The following is a 22,529-nucleotide window of genomic DNA, read 5'->3' as shown; positions in this document are numbered from 1 at the left end:
CGCGGCTCTTCCCGGCGTAGACCGCCGCCAGTGCCAGAAGACGCCGGACCTGGCGCGGATCGCTACAGCGCTTGGCGAGCGCCCGAAGCCCGCCGGCATCGTAATCGTCCCGAAGCTGCACGCTCGAAGCCATGGCGAGTCCTCCCTCGCCACTCTTCAATCAGATCCCGACACCGATGGGAATCCCCTCGCGAGTCAGACGATTCGGCCGTTGGTATTAGCCTGCCCGTGCAGCTCATGAAGGAGAGCCTCGACCCGCTGTCATGCTAAGGGCCTCATTCCATGGCTGAGATGTGGCCACCCAAGTGGACAGGCGGCGCACCGCAGTGGAGCAGGTGCGTGTAGCGGTAGAGCTGGCGCTGACGAGCCGTCGGCCCTCTCAGGCGCGAATAGACTGGCTACCAGCTCACGGAAGGCTACGCCGTTGGCAGGTCGCGCGGACCCGATCGTGCTCGCTGCCGGCGACGCCACATGAGGCTCGTGGTCTTCGAGCCAAGCCCTTGACCTTGCGAGGGACCCAACTCGAATGCCGAACCGCCAACGCCGGCCCGATCGCCTCCGCGAAGAGCTCCTGTGGCCTCGCCGTCGCGTCAAGCCGGCCAAACGTCCGTTGTCGCCGTGACCTCCCGGACGAGCCCCAGTGAGTGGCGCTCGTCCGTCCGCCCGGCTTGCTTCAGGGGATCGATCGCCGCGTTTGTAGCTGTCGAGTTAAACCTTTGTGGTCTCTGGTGCGCCCATTTTCCGTTCACCGGCGGCGCGTACCAGCTGGGCGTGGCGTGCCAATGCCGACCGCTACTCGCCCAGGCGCGTATGCTCAGCCATCCGCGCGATCGCTTCGAGCATAGCATCAACACGGCGGGCTTGTCGGGCGCAGATTGCCGGATCTGGGGGGACACCACATCGATGATGCCGGAGTACATGGTGACGCGGCCCCAGAGACGCACCTTACCTTCTCAGTCCCGCACAGTCTCCGCAGGCAGGCACCGCCCCATGAGCCTGGAGGGAGCCGCGGGTGGTGTTCCGGCGCCCGCCCTTTCTCCAGAAGCGGAAGCCAGACCTACAGGGTCATCTGCGATATCTGGACCCAAGGCCCATCAATCTTCAAGATCCACCCGCACCAGTTCACTCCGGAGGCACACCTAAACTTCGTCCAGGACCTTGCGGACCTTCGCGGCAAGCTGCTCGCGGCGGTACGGCTTCCCGAGCAGTTCGACCCCGGGGTCGAGCCGACCGTGATGGATTATGGCGTTCTCCGAGTAACCGGAAGTAAAGAGAACTTTCAGCTCCGGCCGCATGGCCCGAGCCGTATCGGCAAGCTCGCGCCCGTTCATGCCGCCGGGCAGGACAATATCGGTGAGCAGCAGATCGAGGCCGGGCATCTGTTTCAGGATCTCGAGTGCCCGCGGCCCTGTCTCAGCCGCGACGACCTGATACCCCAAGCCGACGAGGCGCGCGCTGAGGTGTCCGCGGACCAACTGATCGTCCTCGACGACCAGGATGGTCTCGGTACCGCCAATGATCATCCTGCACGCATTATCCAGTCGCACTTGGTCATCCTTACTACATGCCCGCGGGAAATAGAGCTTCACCACGGTGCCTTCGTCCGGCTCGGAATATATGCGAATATGGCCGCCCGATTGCTTGACGAAGCCATAGACCATACTCAAGCCCAAGCCCGAGCCCTTGCCCACCTCCTTGGTGGTGAAGAAGGGCTCGAAAACTCGTCCCAGAACGGCAGGCGGAATCCCATGGCCGGTATCGGTGACGGCGATCATCACATATTGCCCGGACGCCAGATCCTGTTCGCTGCCCACATAGTCGTCGTCAAGTGCTGCATTGGCCATCTCGATAGTGAGGTGGCCGCCGTCCGGCATCGCGTCGCGGGCGTTGAGCACGAGGTTGAGCACAGCCGACTCCAGCTGGCTCGGGTCGATCTCCGCCTGCCAGAGGCCGCCGGCGCGGACGATCTGGATGTCGATGTTTTCGGGCAGGCTGCGCCGCAGCAGGCCTTCCAGGCCGTGAATGAGGGTGCTCACATCCAGCACCCGGGGCTGCAGCGCCTGCTTTCGCGAGAAGGCCAGAAGCCGCGAGGTCAGTTCGGCCGCGCGTTCGGCGGCGGTGGCGGTCATGTCGGCGAGCACGCGCAGCTGCTGCTGCTCGCTCAACTCGTCCGACAGAATCTCGGCGTTGCCCAGTATGACGGTCAGCAGGTTGTTGAAATCATGCGCCACACCGCCGGTTAGCTGGCCCACCGCCTCAAGCTTCTGGGCTTGGCGCAGCCGGCTTTCCATGTCCCGTTGGCCCGAGACATCGATCATGCTGCCCAACATCCGTACGGCCTTCCCCTCCGCATTGCGGATGACGAAGCCCCGGTCCATGACTGTCACCGGATGGCCGTCGGCATGCAGGAAACGGTATTCCTCCGCCCAGGTAGTGGCGGTGCCTGCTATCGCGGCGTCGACGCTCTCCAGAATGCGATCTTTATCATCCGGATGGATGTGCTTCATCCAGGATTCGATGCCGTGCACGATCTCCGCCAGATCGTACCCGAAGAGCGACTGAAGGCCCTCGTTCCACCAGATCGTGCCGGCGGTCAGGTCCCAATCCCAAACGACGTCGTTCGTGGCCTTGGCCACAAGGCGGAACCGTTCCTGATTGACGCGGATCTCTTCCTCGGCGCGCTTGCGGTCGGTGACGTCGCGCTCTACCGAGACCCAGTGCGTGTACCGGCCGGTTTCATCGGCCAGCGGCACGATGTCGAGCTCGATCCAGAACTCCTCCCCCGACTTGGTGTAGTTGATGAGTTCGCTGCGCACCGGACTCCACGTCTCCAGCGCCTGCCGGATCCGATCGAGCTCTGTGCGGTCGGTCTTCGGGCCCTGCAGGATCCGGGGCGATTTGCCGATCACCTCGTCGCGGCTGTAGCCCGTGCGTCGTTCGTATGCGTCGTTGACATAGACGATTCTCGGACCGTCAGGCCCGTCAATAGACCCCGCTTCGGTGATGAGCAGGATATCGCCCTGGCGCGACACCGCCGCCTCCAGCAACCGCAACTGTTCCTGGCGGGCCTGTTCCTGGGTGACGTCGCGAAAATAGATCGCAAGTCCTTCAGGCGTAGGATCTGCATGAACTTCGAACCAGGTCGCAAGCGGCGGGAAGAACTCGCGAAAACGGACGGATCGACCGCTCACGACGGCCCGCTCGTATTCCCGCTGGAAGGTGCTGCCGACGGCTTCGGGGAATTCTTCCCAGACGACCTTGCCCAACAGATCCTCGCGGCGGCGCCTGAGCAGCTTTTCGCCCTGGCCATTCAGGAACGAAAAGCGCCATTCGTCATCCAGCAGAAAGAAGGCATCGCCGATGTTTTCCAGCGTCTCACGCAGACGCCTTGAGAGGTCCTCGGACTCGCTGCGCGCGGCGATCAGTTCGGAGATGTCCTGAAACGCGCCCTCTACGGCGACGATGCCGCCCTGATCGTCGCGCACCGCCTCACCGATTGCGCGCACCCAGACGCGGTTGCCTTTCGCGGTGACGATCTGCAGCACCTCGTCGAACGGCTGGCCGGTTTGCACACAAGCCTGGAAGACGGTCCCTATCCGTGCGCGATGTTCGGGCGCATAATAGTTAATCGCCTGTTCCAGCGAGGGCGAAGTACCTTCGGGCTCTTCGTGGATTGCCGCCGTCTCGGGGCTCCAAGTCAGGCGCGTCGGATTGAGATCGACGCGCCAGCTTCCCAGCCGCGCCATGTATCCCGCAATCTCCTGCCGGCGTGCCGCCTCCCTGAGGCGCTCTTCGGCCTCCCTGAAGCGGGTAATGTCCTGTGCGACGCCGATGACGATTTCACGGCCTTCAACGCGATGCCGCGCTCCAACGCCCCGGATGTGCGCGACACTGCCGTCAGCCCGTATAATCCGATGCTGGAACTCGATCTCCGGCGCGCCGGTGTCGATGAAATGCTGGTGGGTCGACAGCATCTCCGGCTGATCGTCGGGATGGACCATCGCGACGTAACCGTCGAAACTCGGTGCTCCTCGATGAGGCGGCACCCCGTACATATCGAAAATCCGGTTCGACCAACTGAGCGACCCCCGTTCAAGATCGTACTCCCATGAGCCGAGATCCAGCAGCCTTGCTACGGTTCCCAGGCGCGTCTCGCGTTCCCGCAAGGTCAGCAGTGCGCCGCGCAGCTCGGCGGCTTGCAGCACGCCGTCGGGCTCAGCTCCACCCCCTTCAACGGTGCCGTTGGTGACTGAACCGGCCTCGGCAAGCAACTCGGTCACGTCCTCCACCCGGTGGATGAGGTAGATGAGGTTCCCCGCCCGGTCGAACACCGGCTTGTTCCGCGGAAGCCAAAAGCGCTCCTGAAAAACTCCGTCGGATCCACGGACTGGATAGCGCTGGATGTTCATCACATCGGTCACGCGCAATGCCGCAACGCGCTGCAGCGATGCCCGCAGATTGGTCACTCCGTCAGCCTCGGGTTCATTCGGATCGTCTGGGAAGACCTCGAACAGCGGTCGACCCAGAAGCGCATTGCGCTCCACCATAACGGCCTGCGCATAATCGTCCGTCACCGCGACTATTTTGTACTCGTCCGGCGTAACGACTAGGATCTTGCCGGGCATTGCATCAAAAAGGCTGGATAAATGCTCCTGAGATACCGTGACTTCGCGGCGCAGCAACTCCACCTGATATTTTAGTGATTCGGCTTTTGCCTCGGCCCGGGCGACCTGCGTCATGTCGCGGACGCTGGCGACGACCGCATCGGTTCCGTCGAACACGACTTTGTGCCAGTTAAACGCCGCTGTGTAGCGATCGCCGGACTTTGCGACGACGGTCCAGGTCCCAGCGTCGGTCACAGTCCCGTCGAAGTGCCGGACCTGATCGACGATCCGTGTCCGATCGGCTTCAGCGCGCAGATCGGCAATCGTCATCGACCGGAGGGTATCCCCATCGTAGCCCAGCCAAGTCTGCGCGGCTTGGTTCGACGCCAGAATCTGAAGCGTCTCGGACGAAAACAACCAGACCGGAAAAGATAACGCCTCAAAGGCATCTATGGCCGAACAGGATAGGTTGGTCGGTCCGCGCATGGTCATCCCTCCGGGCCCGCTGTGCTGCGGCGAGTCATTCATTCCTGCTCATGTGCAGATCGATCAACCTCTCGGCGCAGAACCTGCAGGATATCTTGCGGCCGAAAAGGTTTTGGGAGAACGGCGTTCGCTCCCAGCTTCAAGGCAATGCTGAGGAAATCGACGCTACCGTCACAACGTCCCCCAGAGACAGCGATGATCGGGGCCGCAAAACCCTGAGCCCGCGCCTGCAGGACAAAACCAATGCCGTCCTCATCGGGCATGAAGATGTCGACGATGACCGCGTCGAACGCGGTTAACCGGATCGCCGTCAATGCACGTTTGCCATCCTCACAAGCGCTTGCGTTGAAGCCATTCACCTCTAGGACAGCCTTAAGCGTCTCTCGCAGAAGTGGATTATCATCGACGATCAGGATTTGCCCCACTGTAAGCTGTTCCTCCAATTACTCGTCTTGATTGTGGCTAGCCATTCAGCACCGCCCGATGAGCCGGTTTTTCGCGGCTCGCGCGATCGAATGGTACCTCGTCGCGCTGGCCGTATATGGCGCAGAGTGATGGGTGCGCCTGGCAGTAAGTAAAAGTGAGCGCCTGCCACGCCAGAGGAACGGATCCGCAAGGGAGCGTTCGAGGAAGGCCATCGCCATCAACAGAGCATCGCCGCATCGGCACCATCATGGGGAAGCGGTGGGAATGACGAAGCGCGCTCCCAGCCTGATTGCCGCCGCCTTCTCCGAGACGGGGACATCGGTGGCGATGAGATGGGTCTGGGCCGCCCGCAGGGCCGTCAGGAACGTCTGCATCTGGTCCGGAACCTGGGCGGAGTAGGCGAGCAGCATGCCGTAGTCGACATCCACCATCGAGACGCCGCAGTCGCGCAGCGGCAGGCTGGCCTGCTGGATGCGGCGCAGTTCGAGGATCCGGACGCGCGACAGCGCCCGTAGCGGCGAGAGCAGTTCGGTCACCCGTGCCGGCAGGATGTCGGCCGGCAGGTTCACGATCCGCAAGATGAGTGCGCGGCGATAGGTCTCCGGCATCTGGCGGCAGACGCCGTACAGGCGGTCGCGCAGGTAGCGATACTGCAGGGTCGAGGCGTTCAGGGTCACGACGATCAGCATGTCCGGACGGCGCGCCAGGAGGTCGGGCATCGCGATAGCCACGCGGCCGAGCAGCGTCAGGTCGATCTCGGCGATCAGCCGCGGCTCGTTGCCAACCGCCAGCCGCAGGCGGTCCAGCGTCATCCGGCTCCCGTCGTCGAGGCTGGCAATCACCAACGGCGATGGGCCGGTCTCGGTCAGGATGGCGCGCATCTCCAACCGCGCCTGATGGAACGTCTCGGCGAGGACGCGCGTCTGCTCGAGCCGCAGGCGCTCGGCCTCGCGGGTCAGCTTCATGCTGATCAGGCCGGCGATGTCGTCGGTGGCGGCCTCCTCGGGGGAGATGTCGACCTCGTGGGTCTCCACGACGATCTCGCCCATGTCCTGGCCGCCGGCCTCGCCGAACAGCTGGCGGGCGATCTCCTGCTGCAGCGCCTGGGCCTTGAGCCAGGCGCTCTGCGCATCGAGATGCGCGAAGCAGACGATGAAGGCGCCGTCCTTGTCGCGCACGATCACGTCCTGCGGCGACAGCCGCTTGCGGATCGTCTGGTCGGCCAGGTCGTACACCCGCTCCGCCCACCGCTCCCATCGCTCGCCGAACGCCTCGCGGATCTCCGCCAGACAGACGATCTGGATCTTGCCGGCGTTCAGCCGCGTCGGATCCCCGCCGACGAGGTCGGCGAGGTTGGGGCCCGGCTCGGCGGCCTGCGCTGCGGGAGGGTTCTGCTCCGGGACGAAGGCCCAGACGACGACCGCTCTCTCCTCCATGGGGGGCGTGGTGCGGCGGATGGAGGCCACCACCTCGAATCCGCTGCGATGGCGCAGCGCGCAGGGCCCCACCGGCGGATCCTGCGGATCGCCGACGCCGTCCAGCAGATCCCGGCCCAGCACCCGTCCGGTCGCCTCGGCCGCCGTCCAGCCGAACAGCCTGGTGAAGGCGTGGTTGACGATGACGAGGCTGCCGTTCTCGTTCGACAGCGCCATCGGCGTCGCCGAGAGTTCGAACGCGGCGGAGAGCAGCACCTCGACGTCGCGGCGCTGGTCCGACAGGCGCCGCATCCGCGCCGTCATCGCCCGCCGTTCGACCGCATAGCTGAAGATGCGCGGCAGTGCGGCGACAGTGCCCGGCTGGTCGACCAGATAGTCCTCGGCACCCGCCCGGATGACGCTCAGGGCGGCGGCGGGGTCGCAGGGCGGCCCCATCACCAGGATCACCGCCGACGGCACGGCGGCGGCGTATCGCTGGACATCCTCGACGACTGCGGCCGGGTTCGCAGCATGGACGAGAATGGCCTGCGCCCCGGCATGGCGGCCGACGTCGTCGCCGCTCACGCGCGCCACCGTGAAGCGTGCGTGCTCCGTCCGCGCGAGCAGCCGGACGATCGCATCCTGTGTAGCCTGCGGCAGGCCGATCAGCAGCACCGATATTGTCGAGACCGGTTCGGTTTGATGTACCCGGGCGCTCACGTTGCTCACAAAGCCGTTAATTTTTTGCGGAGCATCGAGCCCAGCGGTAACTGATGTCTTAAATATTTGATTATCCGAAAATTATTATTGTTCGGCACTGCTTGTCAGGGCAATCAAGCCGACCTGCTGTTCCGTTGGTTCGTCGGGCTCGGCGTGGACGATACGGTGTGGGACCACTCGACCTTCTCCAAGAACCGCGACCGGCTGCTGGAGGGCGACATTGCCGCGCGATTCCTGGCGGCGGTGTTGGCACAGCCGCGGGTCAGGCGGTTGCTGTCGAGCGAGCACCTCTCGGTCGACGGCACGCTGATCGAGGCCTGGGCCTCGCTCAAGAGCTTCAAGCCGAGGGCTCCCGGGAACGGCCGCGGGCGATCACGCTGGGCGCCGACAAGGGATACGACACCAAGGACTTCGTGATGAAGTTGCGCGAGATGAAAGTGCGCCCGCACGTCGCGCAGAACACCAGCGGCCGGCGCTCGGCGATCGACGGCCGCACCACCCGACATGCCGGCTATGCGATGAGCCAGCGCCATCCGCAAGCGGATCGAGGAGGCCTTCGGCTGGATCAAGACGGTCGCCTGCCTGCGCAAGGCGCGGTTCCGCGGCCGCGCGCGCGTCGACCTAGCCTTCACCTTCGCGGCCGCCGCCTACAACCTGCGGGAAGGGACCGCCGATGTCAAAGCGCGGTTTGCCGGTGTCGAGGATCCACCGGTAGACCCCCGTCACCATGTCTTGTTGACGTAGTCGCACCCTCCTTCCGGGCGCGTCGTCCAGATCATCCCAGGTATCGCGTTTGCGATCTGCCGGAAGTTCTGCGCCTGCTCGACGCGTCTTCGATGCGCGAACCGCAGTTCCATGGCATCGACGATCAAGGCCGCAAGATCGACCGGGTTGGCACGGTCCTCGGCAGAGAAATCCGAGCGACGCGTGGTCGAGAATGCAGAGTGACCCGATCGCATGACCACGTGGGCTCCGGATCGGCACACCGGAATAGAAGCGGGCATGCGACGGAGGGCGTGTTGCGCGGTTGCATAGCATGCTGCACTTCCGGGCCACCGGCCACCGCCTGCGGGACGGGATGTTCAAACCGCCAGTTGCGCGATGGCGGAATGGCTGTGTTGTGAGCCGGCAGCGGAGCAGTCGCAGTTTCAGGCGGCCTTGTGCAGGGCGCCCACAAGAAGCGTCTGTCGCGCCAGCACGGCGATCAGGTCCGACCGCGTCACGATGCCCACCAGGCGCGGGCCTTCCATGACAGGTGCGGCCTGCACGCCGCCATCGGCCAGCAGCCGGACCAGCACGCCGATACCGTCGGCGGGACCGACTGTGCGCAAGTCGGTGGTCATGATATTGCGGGCGCGTAGGCGCCGGTCGCGGCCGCGCCCGGCAAGGCGGGTCAGGGCTCCGGCGAAACCCATGCCGCCGCGGACCGAGTCGAGACGCGCGCGCTGGATCAAATCGTTCTGGGTGATGATGCCGCGTAAGGCGCCGTCGCCGTCCACGACGGGCAGGGTCTTGAACCTGTGCCGTCGAAACAGATCGGCGACAATGCCGAGACGGGTGTCGGGTGCGATCGTGATCAGATCGCGCGACATGACCGCGCCGCAGATCAGGTCGTCGAAGTGGCGTCGGGCGGCCTCGGCCTCGGCGGCGGCCAGAATGCGGCCGAAATCCTCGGCGCCGATGTTGGCGCTTAGGTTGAACCGGTCGAGCACGGCGGACAGGTCGTCCGCGCTCAGGCCCAGCCGCCGTTCCGGCGCGGGGTCGGCGGTCGCATAGGTTCCCGAGGATGCCGGCTGGCGGAACGGATAGCGCCGCCCCGTCAGCCGGTTGTACGCCACGGCGATGGCCACCAGCAGCACCGTGTCGAGCAGGACCGGCGCGAGCACAAAGCCGTAGCCAGCACCGCCCGAGAGCGGATCGGACAACGTCGTCGCCAGCGCGACCGCCGCGCCCGGAGGGTGCATGGCGCGCAGGACCGCCATCGCCGCCATGGCGCCAAAGACGGACAGGCCCGCTGCCACTTCGATCGGCAAACCCAGATGCAGGACGCTGACGGCGATGAAGGCTGAGGCGCCGTTCCCGGCGATGGAAGACCAGGGCTGCGCGAGCGGCGAGTTCGGGACGGCAAAGACCAGGAATGCCGTCGCCCCGAGCGGCGCGATCAGCAGCAGACCATGTGCTGCGTCGACCCAGGCCCCCGCTACGACCAGGATCGCACCGCAGAGGGCAAGCCCCAGACCCGCTCCCAGCGCGGCGCGCATCGCCTCGCGCCATGTCGGGCGGGACATGGCTGGACCGAGTGCGCGCAGGGTTCTGCGTAGCCGCACCCGTGCCCGTGGCGCGCGCAGCAGCGCGTGCGGCCGTGAGGCGCCCGTCCGATCCGCCGAGATCAATAGTGGCTCCGCGGGTGACGCCGGATTGTCTTTCAACTCGCGTCGCACCTGGTTACACTTGGTCCGAGAGCGTCGGCCATGACGCCAGACGTGTCCAGGAAATCTCTGTTCTCATTGTTCTTTGCTCCTGAACTGCGCGCGTGGCAGGGGCGGATGGCCCTGTCGACCGTCTTCTGGGGATTTGGCGTTGCGATGAGCATGGCTCTCGCCATCCTGCACGCAACTGCGCTGGATGCAGGACAATTGGCCTTTCAGCAAGCGCTTATCCTGGGCTCGGCGGCCTACCCGGTCTGGATACTGGTCGCGATCTGGCACTGCGCGCCGAACGCCAGTCTGTTCTGGGGTCCTCTGGCGCGCTGGCTGACCGTCGCGTGGGGCTGAACAATCCAACGCTCGTGGCACCCTGCCTACCGTCCAGCCCGAAAAGTGCGGTCCGCGCCGCGTTCAGCAATCCTGTGACGCGGGAGCTTCTTGGGGAAAGAAATTCAGCACGTACCGGGTGCCGGGTCGCGCATCCTGCCATTCGGCCGTGCCACCGAGCTGACTGCCGAGAGTGGCGATCAGCTTCATACCGAGGCTCGTCGAGGCCCCCCCATCGGACTCCCGCGGTAGGCCCACACCGCGGTCGCACACCTCTATCCTGATCTGCCCTCCCGCGGCAGGTCGTACCGACACGCGCACCTCTCCACCTCTCCCCGGATAGGCGTATTTGAAAGCGTTCGTCACCAGCTCGTTGACGAGCAACGCTACGGGCACGGCCTGATCGGTTGCGATGATAACCGGTACGAAGTCCTGGCTGAGGCTCTGCTCCGGCCCAGCCGAGCAGCCGAGACGCTCGCACAGCTCGGCCAGGAATTCCGCCAGATCGACCGTATGAACCTCATGCGTGCGCCACAGCCGGTCATGCAGCTGCGCAATGGTCCGAACGCGCGTTTCCGCATCGTCCAGGGCGCTCCTCAGGTCGGGGCTGTCCGACATGCGCCCCTGCATGTGCAGGAGGCTCGCCACCAGCATGAGGCTGTTCTTCACGCGGTGGCTGATTTCCTGCGTGAGCACCTCCTGGTGCGCCAGCGTTCGATGCAAGCGAAGCTCACTCTCCAGCAACGCTTCCTCAATCCGCTGGCGCTCGATGGCCGCACCGAGAAGGTTGGCGAAACTTTGCATGAAAGCCAGGTCGGCTTCGGTGAACCGGCCCTCGGTCGGGCTGTCGACCTCCAACACGCCGAAGCGCTCGCTGTCCCCCTGAATGAGCACGTTGATCGCACGCTTGACGCCATGTTCGGCGAGGATTGCGGGTGTGCGGAAGCGCTGCTCGCCTTCCAGATGGTTCGAGATCACCGGCTGCCCTGTCTGGAAGGCGTAGCCGGCCGGGCTCTCTGTGTCCGCTCCCGTCCGCGCCTGGCCGATAATCCCGGGGCGCCAACCGACGCCAGCGCATACGACGAACTGATGTTCCTGGGGCAGGTACTGCAGCACCTTGCAAAGCTCGCTCTGGAGCCCGAGCGCGCAGACGCGTGTCGCCTCCTGGAGGAGCGTTGCCCTGTCATGGGTCTGAAGCGCGAAGCGCCCATACTCTGCCGCGAGTTCCTGTTGCCGCAGGCGGTAAGCCAGTTCCTCTGCAGCAGTGCCGCCCTGCTCCGGAGCGGCGGCCGAAGGCCCTTTGCCGTGTCGCGGCATGTTCTTCTTTCGTGTCTGGCAGCACCAGGGATGCTGACAACTCAAAACCGCAGGGCTTCTACAACGAACAGCCGCTCGATCGCGTGCGCGGAACTCCCATGCGCTGGCGGATGCGCAAGGCGGAAGATCGCCACATTGCACGTTTCGCACAAGCCCGAACAGGGCTCCGCTGCCCTACTAGGCAGCGCAGCAGCAGGAGCGGCCCACGCGGGGAGAAGCGAACCGAACTAGCCAAGCTGTCCAAATAGCTCCAGCGCCCGCGGACTCTCCGGCGGCGGCGGCGGGCGCTTTTCCAGAAGATGCTGAACGACCCTCACCCCGGCGAGCATGGCGGCGGCCTCGAATGGCTTTCCTATGAAGCCCAACGCAACGTCCCGGTTGGCCAGCGCGTCCATGCGCTGCCCGCTCACGAAAAGCACCGGCACCATCCAACGGCTGTGCATCTCGCGGGCCAGCTCAATGCCACTGCCGCCGTCCCGCACGTTGATATCCACGAGGGCCAGGTCGGGGATGTCTTGTCTGGCCAGTTCCAGGGCACGCGCAACGGTCGCGACTGGCCCGAGAACGGTATAGCCGGCGTCGCTCAACGTCGTTTCCATCGTCAAGGCGATGAGGAATTCGTCCTCGACCAATAGAACCTTCATCGGGTGCTCTCTCAGGCGGCTTCGCGCGAACCGGACGGGCGTCTGCCGGCGCCGGCGCCGGGGTTACCGAAAATCTGGTATCCCCGCCCCCTGAGACGGATGGGTATGACGTCTGGAGCTGTCTACGGCTGCTGCGAAGTGCGGTTCCATTTCGAGATACGGGCGGCATCAGCCGCCGCTGCCAAGCTCGCTTCCGTCCGCATTAGCACATCGCCGCCGAACGGAAGTCGTCTGCAGCCATTCGGGCGCGGAGAAGGTTGGATCCCCGTCCCTCTCCCTCCGCCAATGCGCCCCGGCGCGACTCTCTCCGCCACCGGGTGTGGACCCGAAAAGCGCGCAGAACTGCGCCGTTTCGGCCGAAAGCTCATGACTACGCGGCTCCGCCCCAGGGTGTTTTCCTCTCTCTCTGGGCGGTTCTCTCCGAACCTCATGACTTCGGCCATTTGGTACGGAACTCGTAAGCCACTGATCTGACGTCATTTTACTGCCGCCGAAGCTCCGTACTTTCGAAGAACATATTGGCAACCGAGGGCGCCTCGGATCGAGCCGGCGCATTGACAGTCTGCCGCCACCATCTCGCCAGCGTCTTCCTGGGCACCCCACGGCGATGCGCCGGAGGAAGTCTCCTCGATAACCCGGGCGTTGAGGCAACTGCGGGTTATCGTCGGGCCGCGGCCGATGTCTCTGCGCCTCCCGCGCGTTGCTTGCGGCCCAGTTCATAGCACCGCTAACATTCCTGGTCAGAGAAGCAGTCACATCGGAGTTGCGACAGTGCCGCTTCCCGTTCAGTGCCGTATGGCGCGCGTCGCACTCGGTCTTGGAGTTCGGGAGCTGGCGGGTATGGCTAACGTCTCAACACAGACAGTATCCAGGCTGGAGTATGGGGAATATCTGAAGCCGGCCATCTCGCCGCCATCCGCACCGCCTTGGGATCGGCCGGCGTCGAATTCATTGCAGCGAACGGCGGCCGCGGGCCAGGGGTGCGGTGAGGAAGTAGGCGACGCCATGGCAACGCGAGACGAGCCGTACCACTGGATCGAGGTCGAGAGCTACGTACTGAGAGACAAATCCGGCCGCAACGGCCCTGTCTTAATCCGGCCTGTGAAAGGCGGAGCCTTTCCGCCTCATCTCCAGGTGGAATGCTCGAAGACCCTTTCCGACACATCGCGGTATGGTGTCGGTAGCCGGTTTCGCATCAAAGCCAAGCTTACCGAACGGAGGCGCGGTGGTGACTATCTGTTTTCGTTCCACGGATGGGCGGTGTACGAGGTTCATGTCGTCCCTCCCGATCAGTAGCGCGCCAGCGATGGAAACCGCACGCTGGGCTTCGCCGCGCGCATGCCTCATACTCAGGAGCGAGAGCCATGGCCGACAACACCCGTCGCGACCTGATCAGAGCCTCGATATACCAGGGGGCGGAGAAGGCCATCAGGTTCGGCGCAAAAAGCGCGGCCAGCGCACTGATCGTCTATCTGTACGTGTTCGAGGCGGTACCAGACGTCGGATGCGAGGAGATCGAAGCGGAGATTTCCTCTATCTGCGCGGGCAGTCAGCTTTTCGCGCGCCTGGCCGGCACATCGGACGCTGCTTCACCCACTCCACTGGGAATGGCCCGACCAGCCTCTTGATCGGCAACTCTGGCGCCTGCCATCTGTCGGGAATTACCTCGCCGACGTCCGGCGCCGGCGGCGAGCCCCGCTAGAGACGGGCGCTGGATGATCAGCCCGAGGCGGGTGAAGACGAGGTGAATGCGACGAGGTAATGCTCCGGGCAACTCTGAGCCGCCCATGGCTTTCGGAACCCTTGGCGACGATAGTTCATTGTCAGAGCGTGCTACGACCCGTGGAGCAAATCCAGGACTTCATCCGGCAGCACCGTAAGGAGATGACCTAAATGAGCGAGTCCGCCGATTTCCCGATCGTCGGCATCGGGGCGTCTGCGGGCGGCATCGAGGCCTTCGAGAAGTTCTTTCGCCATATCCCGGCCAGTTCAGGGATGGCGTTCGTCGTCGTCACGCACCTGTCTCCGGACCGAGTGAGCCACCTGCCAGAGGTGATCGGCTACTCGGCGCCGGTGCCGGTGACGCTGGCGGAAGACGGCGAGGCGGTCGCGCCGAACCACATCTACGTCATCCCGGCCAATCGGATCCTGACGCTCAAGGGCGGCGCGATCCACCTGCGGCCGCCGAACCCGACCCAGCGCGAGCGCCACCCGATCGACATCTTCTTCGGCTCGCTGGCCGAGGATCTCGGCGATCAGGCGATCTGTGTGGTCATGTCCGGCGGCGGCAGCGACGGCGCGCTGGGCGTGAAGGCGATCAAGGAGGCCGGCGGCCTCACCGTGGCGCAGGGCAGCGACGGCTCGCGGCCGGCCTACTCCGAGATGCCCGACAGCGCCGTAGCGACCGGCTTCGTCGACATCGTCCTGCCGGCCGAGCAGATCGGGCCCAAACTGGTTGAATACGTCAACAGCCGGGTGTCGCTGGAGACGGCCCTGGAGGCGGAACGTCATTCGAACGAGCGCCAGGTGCTGCGCGAGGCGCAGGAGCGGATCTACGGCCTGCTGCGCCACCAGACCGGGCACGACTTCAGCGGCTACAAGCTGAAGACCTTCATGCGGCGGGTCGAGCGGCGCATGAAGGTGCTGCAGGTGACCGAGCTCGAGGCCTATGTCGAGCTGCTGCAGCAGGAGGAGGGGGAGGTCGCGAACCTCTTCCGCGACCTGCTGATCGGCGTAACCAGCTTCTTCCGCGACGAGGGCGCGTTCGAAGCGCTGGCGAACTTGGTCGTGCCGAAGCTGTTCGAGGGCAAGGGCGCCTCGGACACGCTACGCGTCTGGGTGCCCGGCTGCTCGACCGGCGAGGAGGCCTACTCGATCGCCATCCTGCTGCGCGAGCACATGGACACGCTGAAGGTGGTGCCGCGGGTGCAGGTGTTTGCGACGGACATCGACGAGGCGGCATTGGCGGTCGGGCGAAGCGGGCGCTATCCGGAGGCGATGATGAGCGGCGTCTCGCCGGAACGGCGGCAGCGGTTCTTCACCGGCGACGGCATCTTCACGCCGGTCAAGGAGATCCGCGACCTCTGCGTCTTCTCGGCGCACAGCCTGATCCGCGATCCGCCCTTCTCGCGCCTGGACATGATCTCCTGCCGCAACCTGTTGATCTACCTGGGTGGCGGGCTGCAGGACCAGGTCTTCCCGATCTTCCACTACGCGCTGCGGCCCGGCGGCTACCTGTTCCTCGGCAACTCGGAGAACATCAGCCACAATTCGCAGCTCTTCGCTCAGGTCGACAAGACGCAGCGCGTGTTCAAGCGCCGCGACGGCGCCGCCAGCTATCCCGGTGCAATGCTCGCGACGCCGACCGGCCCCATGCAGCGGCTGCGACCCGGGACGCGGGCGGTCGAATCAACCTCGCAGCTGTCGACGCGGCTGATCGAACGGCGGGTGCTGGAGCGGTTTGCGCCGCCGCATGTCGTGGTCGACGGCAACGGCGACGTGGTCAGCTTCTCCTCGCGCACCGGAAAGTTCCTGGAGGCCGCGGTCGGGGCGCCGAACCGACAGCTCGTTACAATGGCGCGGCGCAGCCTGCGGCTTGAACTGCGGGCTGCCCTGGCCGATGCGATGGAGACGCAGCGCTCCGCCACCAAGCCCGACGTGGAGGTGGAGTTCGAAGGCGGCGTCCAGCACATCCGGCTGACCGTCGAGCCGCTGCACGACATCGAAGCCGATCCGCTCTACCTGGTCGTCTTTCAGGATGCCGGTCCGCCGAAGGTGCAGGGAGACGACGAGAGCAAGCAGTCGGGCACCCTCGATCATTTGGATCCCGTGACGGCCTTGGAGCGGGAGCTGCGCAGCACCCGCGAGCGCCTACAGACGACCTTCGAGGAATACGAGACCTCGCTGGAGGAGCTGAAGTCGGCGAACGAGGAACTCCTCTCGGTGAACGAGGAGGTCCAGTCGACCAACGAGGAGATGGAGACCTCAAAGGAGGAGCTGCAGTCGCTCAACGAGGAACTGCACACGGTCAACCTGGAGCTGGAACAGAAGGTCGACGCGCTCGATACTGCCAACGCCGACCTGCGCAACCTGTTCGAGAGCACCCGGATCCCGACGATCTTCCTCGACCGCAACATGCTGATCCGCAGCTTCACGCCCGCGGTGACGGAGGTGTTCAGGCTGATCCCGTCCGACCGCGGCCGGCCGATCACCGACATCTCCAGCCGGCTCGACTACGAGCAGCTGCGCCGCGACATCCGCGAGGTGCTGGACACGGCGCAACCGGTCGAGCGCGAGGTGCGTCGTCTCGACGGCGATGCCCACTACCTCATGCGTATCCTGCCCTACCGGAAGGACGACAATGCCGTCGACGGCGTGCTCGTCACCTTCATGAACGTGACCAGCGTCGTTCAGGCGGAGGAGCAGCAGCGCCTTCTGGTGGCCGAGCTGAACCACCGCGTGAAGAATATGATGACGGTCATCTCGTCGCTCGCCTCGCAGACGCTGCGCCGGGCCGAGTCGCTGGAGGACTTCGATCAATCGTTCCAGGGGCGCCTGAACGCTCTGGCCGCCACCTACACCCTGGTGGCCGAGGTGCAGTGGTCGGCGGTGTCGCTCCGCGATCTGCTGATTGCCGAACTCGATCCCTACGACAGCGACCCGAAGCACATCCATTTCAACGGCCCCGGCGTCATGCTGGCGCCGCGAGCGGCTCTTTCGCTCGGGTTGGTCGTGCACGAACTCTGCACCAACGCCGTCAAGCACGGCAGCCTCTCCGTCGCCGGTGGCAGCGTTCACATCGAGTGGAGTGCGCCAGACGGCCCGAGCGGGACGCTCCTCATCGTATGGAGCGAGCGCGACGGCCCGCCGGCGACGCCGCCGGAGCGGCCCGGATTCGGCACGCAGCTGGTGAAGCGCAGCATCGGGTTCGAGCTCGACGGAGACGTCGACTATGCCTACGAGCCGCCCGGCCTCGTTGTCCGGATAACACTGCCGCTGACGAGTGATGTCATCTGGCTTCCTCTTGGGGACGAGGCGAAATGACGGGCAAGCGGATCCTCATCGTGGAAGACGAAGTGCTGATCGCGATCAGCCTCGAAGCGGCGCTGAGCGACGGTGGCCTGACGCCGGTGGGACCGTTCAGCCGCGTTGATAAGGCCGTCGCTGCCGCGGAGACCGAGGCGCTCGACGCCGCGGTGCTCGACGTAAATCTCGCGGGCGCCAAGGTCTTCCCCGTGGCCGATGCCCTCGCCGCGCGGGATATCCCCTTCCTCTTCCTCACCGGCTACGTCACGGGTCAGCTGCCGCGCGAATATCGCGGGACGACGATCCTGGCCAAGCCGTTCCAGGGGCGCCAGATCGTCGACTGCATTCTCAAGCTGCTAAGGTAACTAGAGCGGCTTCGAGCTGTGTATCTTTCTCGCGAAACGGCTGTGCCGCAGGCGGTAAATCGAGATCTTCAGTGCGTCAGGCGCAGCACCCGGCTCGCGTAGGATGGCCTTATCCGCTCCGCCGCAGCGATCTCGTCGATGGTCGCGTGCACGCCCGTCTCCAGCATGCGCCGCCAACGGTGCGCCGTTGACGTTGCGCCATGAACAGGCGCAGCATTCTCCAATGGAGCGGCAGTTAGGCAACGGTGTCGCCATGTCCTACGCAGCAGTCAGTGCGTTGGTCCCGGCCCGGCCCGAGCGTCTGGCGAGCAGGCAAACGACCAGCAAGACCAGCCATCCGGTAACCGCATCTGAAACAGGCAACCACGCCAACGACGAGGGGAGCCTCGCTCGGCCAGCGCCACGTTCCACCGGGAATCAGGCAGTGCTCGCCTCGCTCACTGAGCCTGCCGGAACGGTTAAAAGATCGCTCTCTCCCGGCCCGAGATCACCCCGTCCCTGCGCATGCGGCGGACGGTGTTCCTCGTGTAGTCCGGGGACGGCGCATTCGCATAGGCAGGCCGTGCAGGAGGTCTTCGCACATTCGGCGCGGCCATTGCCGTATTTGGAGAGGATCCAAAGTGCGTTCGGGGCGGAGCACGATCTCGGCGATGTTCAAGCTCAGCTCGGCCCTACCGCCGACTTCGCCGCAGAGACGCTGGAAGCGCAGGCCTTCACGTTCGGTCGCCACATTGTCTTCCGTGGATCGCCGAGCCTGCATCTGGCCGCGCACGAGGCTGCGCACGTCGTACAGCAACGTGCGGGCATCGAAAGTATCGGGAGCGAGGCCGCACAGGAGCGACATGCCGACGCGGTAGCGACCAGGGTTGTTCATGGTCGATCTGCCGTGGATCTGCTGCATGGTCCGAGGGCGGGCGCCGGCCCCGGGCACGGTGTGCTGCAATTCAAGAAGACGTCCGGCACAGATCAGCCGAAGGGCTTCGATCTTGACGAACTGGCCAAGTGGCCGGATCAGGCGCTACGGGCTTGGCCCATGCTCGACGGCACAGAGCGGATGCTGATCGTGCTGGCGATCGCGGCGCGGTACGGCACCGAGTTCGCCGGCACCTTCAAGGCGACGACGGAGCAGAAGAAGCGCGCCAAGTCTGTGAACTACTACTATGGACCGGGAATAGACTGGGTGACGCCACGGAAGCTGACCGGTCGCGGCTACCGTCTGGCACAACGTGACTCGGTGCATGAGTGGTGGGTGCACCCGAAGGGCGATGTGGTCACGCGCCGTTGGGACACGGACGCTGCCGGATCCGAGGGAGAGGATCAGCAGCCGGTCCAGGAGCGGGTTCCCGAGACGCCAGCTCCGACACCACAAGTTCAGCCTCCGGAGCCAATGCCGCCGTCCGCTGAGGTGTGTGTCGAAATCCAGACACTGACCGATGCCATTTGCGACAATGCAGGCCGGATCTGCCGGATCGCTGACGAACTCGGTGACGATGAAGCAGCGCAGGCGACCTGTGAACGGGCTCGACGAAGCTGTGAGGAAGCCGCGAAGCGCTCCGCCGCCTGCGGCCCCCCGCCGTCTCGTGAATAGCATGATGCTCCGACGCAGGAGCACGACATCAAACACACCGCGGCAGACGCATGACCTTCAAGCATCTGCGCGGGCCGCCTCGCCTATAGCCCCACGCTACTGGTTGATTTCGGGCTCCACGAGCTTCGCCAGCTTCCGCAGGCTTTCCTGCCAGCCGAGGTAGCAGGCCTCGGGCGGTATCAGATCCGGGATGCCCTCCTGGACGACGGTCATCTCCGTGCCGACCGACACGGCCTTCAACGTCACGGTCACCTTCATCTCGCCGGGCAGGTTGGCGTCGTCGAACCTGTCGGTGTAGATCAGCCGCTCGCCCGGCACGAGTTCCAGGTACTCGCCGCCGAAGGAATGGCTGTCGCCGGTGGTGAAGTTCCGGAACGACATTCTGTGCCGCCCGCCCACCCTGGCCTCCAGTTCGTGAACCGTGCAGGTGAAGCCGAACGGCGGAAGCCAGCTGGCAACAGCATCCGGTTCGAGAAACGCCCGATAGACCTTCTTCGGCTTGGCGGCGATGACGCGGTGGAGAAGCCGGTGCCGATCTGTACGGCCGAGGCGCCGAGCAGCAGTGCCGCGGCCACGCCGCGCGCGTCGGCGATGCCGCCCGTGGCGACTACCGGCACGGACACGGCGTCGACGATCGCCGGCAGAAGAGCGAACAGGCCGACCATTGCCGCCTCGGCCGAGGCCGCTTCAAAGGCACCGCGATGGCCCCCCACCTCCATCCCCTGGGCGACGATGACGTCGGCGCCGGCCCGTTCAGCCACGCGCGCTTCCTCCACCGTGGTGGCGGTGGCGAACCAGCGGATGCCGCGCGCCTTCATCGCCGCGATGAAGTCAGCCGGATAGACTCCCATGCCGCCTTCATGGTCAGCCAGCGTGACACCTTCCGCTCGAAGAGGTCGCCGAGGGTTGCCTCGAACGGCGGTCCGCCAGATGAAGCGGTCGCTACCGTCGGCTTCGACCAGGTGACGGTCAAGGTGCAGCGATGACCAGATGACGAGGCCTGGATACACGCGAGCCAGATGGATTTCGAGGCGGGGCGTCCGTTCGTGACTGAGACGGTTGCTCGCCTATCGGCTCGCACCGTCTATCGACCGAGGGAATGCAGCGCGCTCAAACGATCCGGTCTCGACGTTGCGGGCTGCTCGTTCAAATAGATCGCGAACCTTCGGGTTCCTATCCGGATAGGACGCACTGGGAGCCACGCTGGGAGCCGAACTGATCCGAGGTGACCCCACAGCCTACCCGACGCGCCTGGCGGCGCTGCTGAGCCGACTCCAGGCCGATATGAGAAGCCCTCGAACGCTGCGAAGCTGGAAGCGTCTTCAGGCTCCAGGATCGCCACCTGGTCTTCGACCGAGGGGCGCGGCTGCGCCCATTTCGGAACGAGATCCCCGCGCAAGCGGACCATCGCGGAAGCTCGGGAGCAGCCGCGCAGCGGGTGCGAGCGAGCGACGCGATGACCGATTTCGACGGTGCCGGCGGGCGCGGCGCAGCCGCGGCTGCCGAAGCCGTGGACGGTACCAGATACGAAGGACCGAACCGACTGGCGACAACCCGGTTTTGACGCGGAACTGGTCCCGTCTTCGGGCCAGCGGCTGGAAGGATTTCAATGCTCGTAGTATCCGAAGGATACTATGGGTTTTGGGGTGCTTTTAGTCGTTGGCTATGAATGAGTAATTACTATGGCTTTTGGGGTGCTTGCCGATAGTCCCGCATAGGGGCCTGACTTTGCCATAGCTAACGCCCGCACACGATAAAAGGCGCATTCGCGCGGCAGATGATGAGCTTTTCCCGACTTTTTCTATTTCGACTCATCCCGCGCGTTATTGTAACTATGAACATGCACCGCATTCAGGGCAAAGAAAATGATAGACCTCTCCGCGGCTGAGCGGGGAAAGCTCGTCGCACGTATTCACCGTCGATCGATCATCCGAGGAGAGCACTTGATTTACCCACCATCGAACATCGTTCTTCAACGCGATAACATTCGTTACAAATTTCAAGCGCGCCGGATCCTCTTTGAAGACCGCCACGGACCGCTCCCTGCCGGGTTCAATCTCCGTAAGATCTGCGACGAGCCGGATTGCGTTTCGTGCTGCCGGCCGATCGACGCAGACCGGCAGTGGGTGAACCGGTGGGTGGAACGGTACCATCCGATCGATCACCGGACGAAACGCTGGCGGCCCCGCATGCTCGCCAGGTTCCAGCGCGAGTTTCGCGATCATCTGATCGGTCAAATCCCCGATCGGCTCAGCCCCATCGACCGCATACGTACACTCCTGGCGATTGATGAGAAGGTCGAAAACTACTTCCGCGCGCCTCGCGGCAACATCAACGAGGGTGAGGGAAAATCATACTCCCAAGGCCCGCAATCCCCGCCGGCTGAGGCCGACCGCGGTTCCGACCAGGCAGGATCCTGATGATCCTGATCAGGGTTGCCGATTGCGGTGTCGTGACGCCGGCGAATATGTCTCTCGCCGCTTCCCGGCTTGTCGCGCGAGCGATCACAGGTGACTGCGGCCCCGACCTCACCAACCCTTTGGAGGTGGTGAGACAAGCGTGGACGGACGCGTACGGATGCGCTCCGATCCAGTTCAATCTCGAAGAGGCGACCTTCGAGTTCGAAAGCAGGGCGGAGGCGCTGATATTTCAGCTTCGGCATGCGGGCATGATCGAGCCACCACCGGAGCCGGTCGCCTCTTTCTGCATTGATGCCCGCTATTTGACCATCCTACCAACGCCGCAGGCTCGACATGGTACCGGATCTGCAAGCTTGGCACTTCGTCCACCGAGGCTTCTTCGCCATCACCGCGGCCGGCGAAGTTGACCACGATCAACTTCCTCGAGGAGCTCGGCCTCCTCGTCTTCAGGGCACGGTCGCTCGATCTCCAGCGTCTCGCTCCTACGTCCGCGGAAGTCTGTCCAGATGGACTTCAAAGCTTGAGAGGGCTCTCTGCGCGACCGGCTGCGATGCGACGATGCGCCCTTCCCAGGTCGGTTTTATCCCCCTCCCCCGGAGCATCAGCAGGGCAGAGCAGTCGTTGAAATCGAGGTCGGACAGATCTCTCGCGCATAAATATCGGAACAACATGAAGGAGAAGCCATGAAGCGAGCAGACCTGGTGCCCGAGCGCCCGCATACCAAGAGTAGCATCACCATTGACCTCGGCAATGACCTGCACGATCG

At 64.6% G+C, this 22,529-nt stretch carries 16 protein-coding genes and 2 pseudogenes; 8 read left to right on the top strand and 10 right to left on the bottom strand.

The window, feature by feature from the left end; genetic code table 11:
* Nucleotides 1-1,139: 1,139 nt before the first annotated feature.
* From ABIE65_RS26965 to ABIE65_RS26955, 3 genes are all read right to left on the bottom strand, one after another.
* Nucleotides 1,140-5,090 (bottom strand): PAS domain-containing hybrid sensor histidine kinase/response regulator, encoded by a 3,951-nt coding sequence (locus ABIE65_RS26965; RefSeq protein WP_354081853.1) that lies wholly within the window; start codon nt 5,088-5,090, stop codon nt 1,140-1,142.
* Nucleotides 5,091-5,128: 38 nt separating this feature from the next.
* A complete protein-coding gene (locus ABIE65_RS26960) occupies nt 5,129-5,533 on the bottom strand; it encodes a response regulator (protein ID WP_354081852.1) in 405 nt (134 codons plus the stop codon).
* A 228-nt stretch (nt 5,534-5,761) separates the two neighbouring features.
* On the bottom strand, nt 5,762-7,606 hold the full coding sequence (locus ABIE65_RS26955) for a PAS domain S-box protein (RefSeq protein ID WP_354081851.1): 1,845 nt from the start codon (nt 7,604-7,606) through the stop codon (nt 5,762-5,764).
* Nucleotides 7,607-7,771: 165 nt separating this feature from the next.
* Here ABIE65_RS26955 and ABIE65_RS26950 point away from each other — a divergent pair.
* Nucleotides 7,772-8,395 (top strand): annotated as a pseudogene (locus tag ABIE65_RS26950) (transposase); the annotation flags it as partial.
* On the opposite strand, the gene ABIE65_RS26945 reads toward ABIE65_RS26950, so the two are convergent.
* Both ABIE65_RS26945 and ABIE65_RS26940 read right to left on the bottom strand, forming a co-directional pair.
* On the bottom strand, nt 8,374-8,616 hold the full coding sequence (locus ABIE65_RS26945) for a hypothetical protein (protein WP_354081850.1): 243 nt from the start codon (nt 8,614-8,616) through the stop codon (nt 8,374-8,376). The pseudogene ABIE65_RS26950 and the gene ABIE65_RS26945 sit on opposite strands and share 22 nt — an antisense overlap.
* Before the next feature lie 183 nt (nt 8,617-8,799).
* Nucleotides 8,800-9,939 (bottom strand): HPP family protein, encoded by a 1,140-nt coding sequence (locus ABIE65_RS26940; protein WP_502918581.1) that lies wholly within the window; start codon nt 9,937-9,939, stop codon nt 8,800-8,802.
* Nucleotides 9,940-10,122: 183 nt separating this feature from the next.
* Between ABIE65_RS26940 and ABIE65_RS26935 the strand changes: the two genes are divergently transcribed.
* Nucleotides 10,123-10,425 carry a hypothetical protein gene (locus ABIE65_RS26935; protein ID WP_354081848.1) on the top strand — a complete coding sequence of 101 codons (303 nt, stop codon included), beginning with the start codon at nt 10,123-10,125 and terminating at the stop codon, nt 10,423-10,425.
* Nucleotides 10,426-10,488: 63 nt separating this feature from the next.
* Here the strand turns inward: ABIE65_RS26935 and ABIE65_RS26930 are convergent, their stop codons facing one another.
* Both ABIE65_RS26930 and ABIE65_RS26925 read right to left on the bottom strand, forming a co-directional pair.
* Entirely contained in the window at nt 10,489-11,721 is a 1,233-nt protein-coding gene (locus tag ABIE65_RS26930) for a sensor histidine kinase (RefSeq protein WP_354081847.1), read from the bottom strand.
* Nucleotides 11,722-11,948: 227 nt separating this feature from the next.
* The gene (locus tag ABIE65_RS26925) at nt 11,949-12,365 is read right to left on the bottom strand and encodes a response regulator (protein ID WP_354081846.1); all 417 of its coding nucleotides are present in this window, start codon (nt 12,363-12,365) and stop codon (nt 11,949-11,951) included.
* A gap of 1,364 nt (nt 12,366-13,729) precedes the next feature.
* On the opposite strand from ABIE65_RS26925, the gene ABIE65_RS26915 reads away from it, so the two are divergent.
* The 4 genes from ABIE65_RS26915 to ABIE65_RS26900 all read left to right on the top strand — a co-directional run bounded on the left by ABIE65_RS26915 (nt 13,730) and on the right by ABIE65_RS26900 (nt 19,343).
* The gene (locus tag ABIE65_RS26915) at nt 13,730-13,993 is read left to right on the top strand and encodes a hypothetical protein (RefSeq protein ID WP_354081845.1); all 264 of its coding nucleotides are present in this window, start codon (nt 13,730-13,732) and stop codon (nt 13,991-13,993) included.
* 265 nt (nt 13,994-14,258) lie between these two features.
* The gene (locus ABIE65_RS26910; protein WP_354081844.1) at nt 14,259-17,408 is read left to right on the top strand and encodes a chemotaxis protein CheB; all 3,150 of its coding nucleotides are present in this window, start codon (nt 14,259-14,261) and stop codon (nt 17,406-17,408) included.
* Nucleotides 17,405-17,755 carry a response regulator gene (locus tag ABIE65_RS26905; RefSeq protein WP_354081843.1) on the top strand — a complete coding sequence of 117 codons (351 nt, stop codon included), beginning with the start codon at nt 17,405-17,407 and terminating at the stop codon, nt 17,753-17,755. The genes ABIE65_RS26910 and ABIE65_RS26905 overlap by 4 nt, the downstream gene beginning before the upstream one ends.
* A 562-nt stretch (nt 17,756-18,317) precedes the next feature.
* Nucleotides 18,318-19,343, top strand: a complete 1,026-nt coding sequence (locus tag ABIE65_RS26900; protein ID WP_354081842.1) for an eCIS core domain-containing protein — start codon at nt 18,318-18,320, stop codon at nt 19,341-19,343.
* Nucleotides 19,344-19,439: 96 nt separating this feature from the next.
* Here the strand turns inward: ABIE65_RS26900 and ABIE65_RS26895 are convergent, their stop codons facing one another.
* Complete coding sequence (locus ABIE65_RS26895; RefSeq protein WP_354081854.1) at nt 19,440-19,853, bottom strand: SRPBCC family protein; 414 nt, start codon at nt 19,851-19,853, stop codon at nt 19,440-19,442.
* A gap of 14 nt (nt 19,854-19,867) precedes the next feature.
* Nucleotides 19,868-20,194 (bottom strand): annotated as a pseudogene (locus ABIE65_RS26890) (nitronate monooxygenase); the annotation flags it as partial.
* A 1,092-nt stretch (nt 20,195-21,286) separates the two neighbouring features.
* On the opposite strand from ABIE65_RS26890, the gene ABIE65_RS26885 reads away from it, so the two are divergent.
* A complete protein-coding gene (locus ABIE65_RS26885; RefSeq protein WP_354081841.1) occupies nt 21,287-21,763 on the top strand; it encodes a hypothetical protein in 477 nt (158 codons plus the stop codon).
* On the top strand, nt 21,763-22,170 hold the full coding sequence (locus ABIE65_RS26880) for a hypothetical protein (RefSeq protein ID WP_354081840.1): 408 nt from the start codon (nt 21,763-21,765) through the stop codon (nt 22,168-22,170). Before ABIE65_RS26885 ends, ABIE65_RS26880 begins: the two co-directional genes overlap by 1 nt.
* 75 nt (nt 22,171-22,245) lie before the next feature.
* On the opposite strand, the gene ABIE65_RS26875 is transcribed toward ABIE65_RS26880, so the two are convergent.
* Nucleotides 22,246-22,529 (bottom strand): hypothetical protein (locus ABIE65_RS26875; protein WP_354081839.1); only part of this gene is annotated, 284 nt, incomplete at its 5' end.

The organism is Constrictibacter sp. MBR-5, from assembly GCF_040549485.1.
Taxonomy (GTDB): Bacteria; Pseudomonadota; Alphaproteobacteria; order JAJUGE01; family JAJUGE01; genus Constrictibacter.
The sequence above is the reverse complement of the archived record's forward strand: the minus strand, read 5'-3'. Positions and strand labels throughout refer to the sequence as shown.

Coding starts and splice junctions, on each gene's coding strand:
- ABIE65_RS26930 (WP_354081847.1), bottom strand. CDS start 11,721: ATGCCGCGACACGGCAAAGGGCCTTCGGCCGCCGCTCCGGAGCAGGGC.
- ABIE65_RS26940 (WP_502918581.1), bottom strand. CDS start 9,939: ATGTCCCGCCCGACATGGCGCGAGGCGATGCGCGCCGCGCTGGGAGCG.
- ABIE65_RS26905 (WP_354081843.1), top strand. CDS start 17,405: ATGACGGGCAAGCGGATCCTCATCGTGGAAGACGAAGTGCTGATCGCG.
- ABIE65_RS26965 (WP_354081853.1), bottom strand. CDS start 5,090: ATGCGCGGACCGACCAACCTATCCTGTTCGGCCATAGATGCCTTTGAG.
- ABIE65_RS26910 (WP_354081844.1), top strand. CDS start 14,259: ATGAGCGAGTCCGCCGATTTCCCGATCGTCGGCATCGGGGCGTCTGCG.
- ABIE65_RS26925 (WP_354081846.1), bottom strand. CDS start 12,365: ATGAAGGTTCTATTGGTCGAGGACGAATTCCTCATCGCCTTGACGATG.
- ABIE65_RS26915 (WP_354081845.1), top strand. CDS start 13,730: ATGGCCGACAACACCCGTCGCGACCTGATCAGAGCCTCGATATACCAG.
- ABIE65_RS26880 (WP_354081840.1), top strand. CDS start 21,763: ATGATCCTGATCAGGGTTGCCGATTGCGGTGTCGTGACGCCGGCGAAT.
- ABIE65_RS26935 (WP_354081848.1), top strand. CDS start 10,123: ATGACGCCAGACGTGTCCAGGAAATCTCTGTTCTCATTGTTCTTTGCT.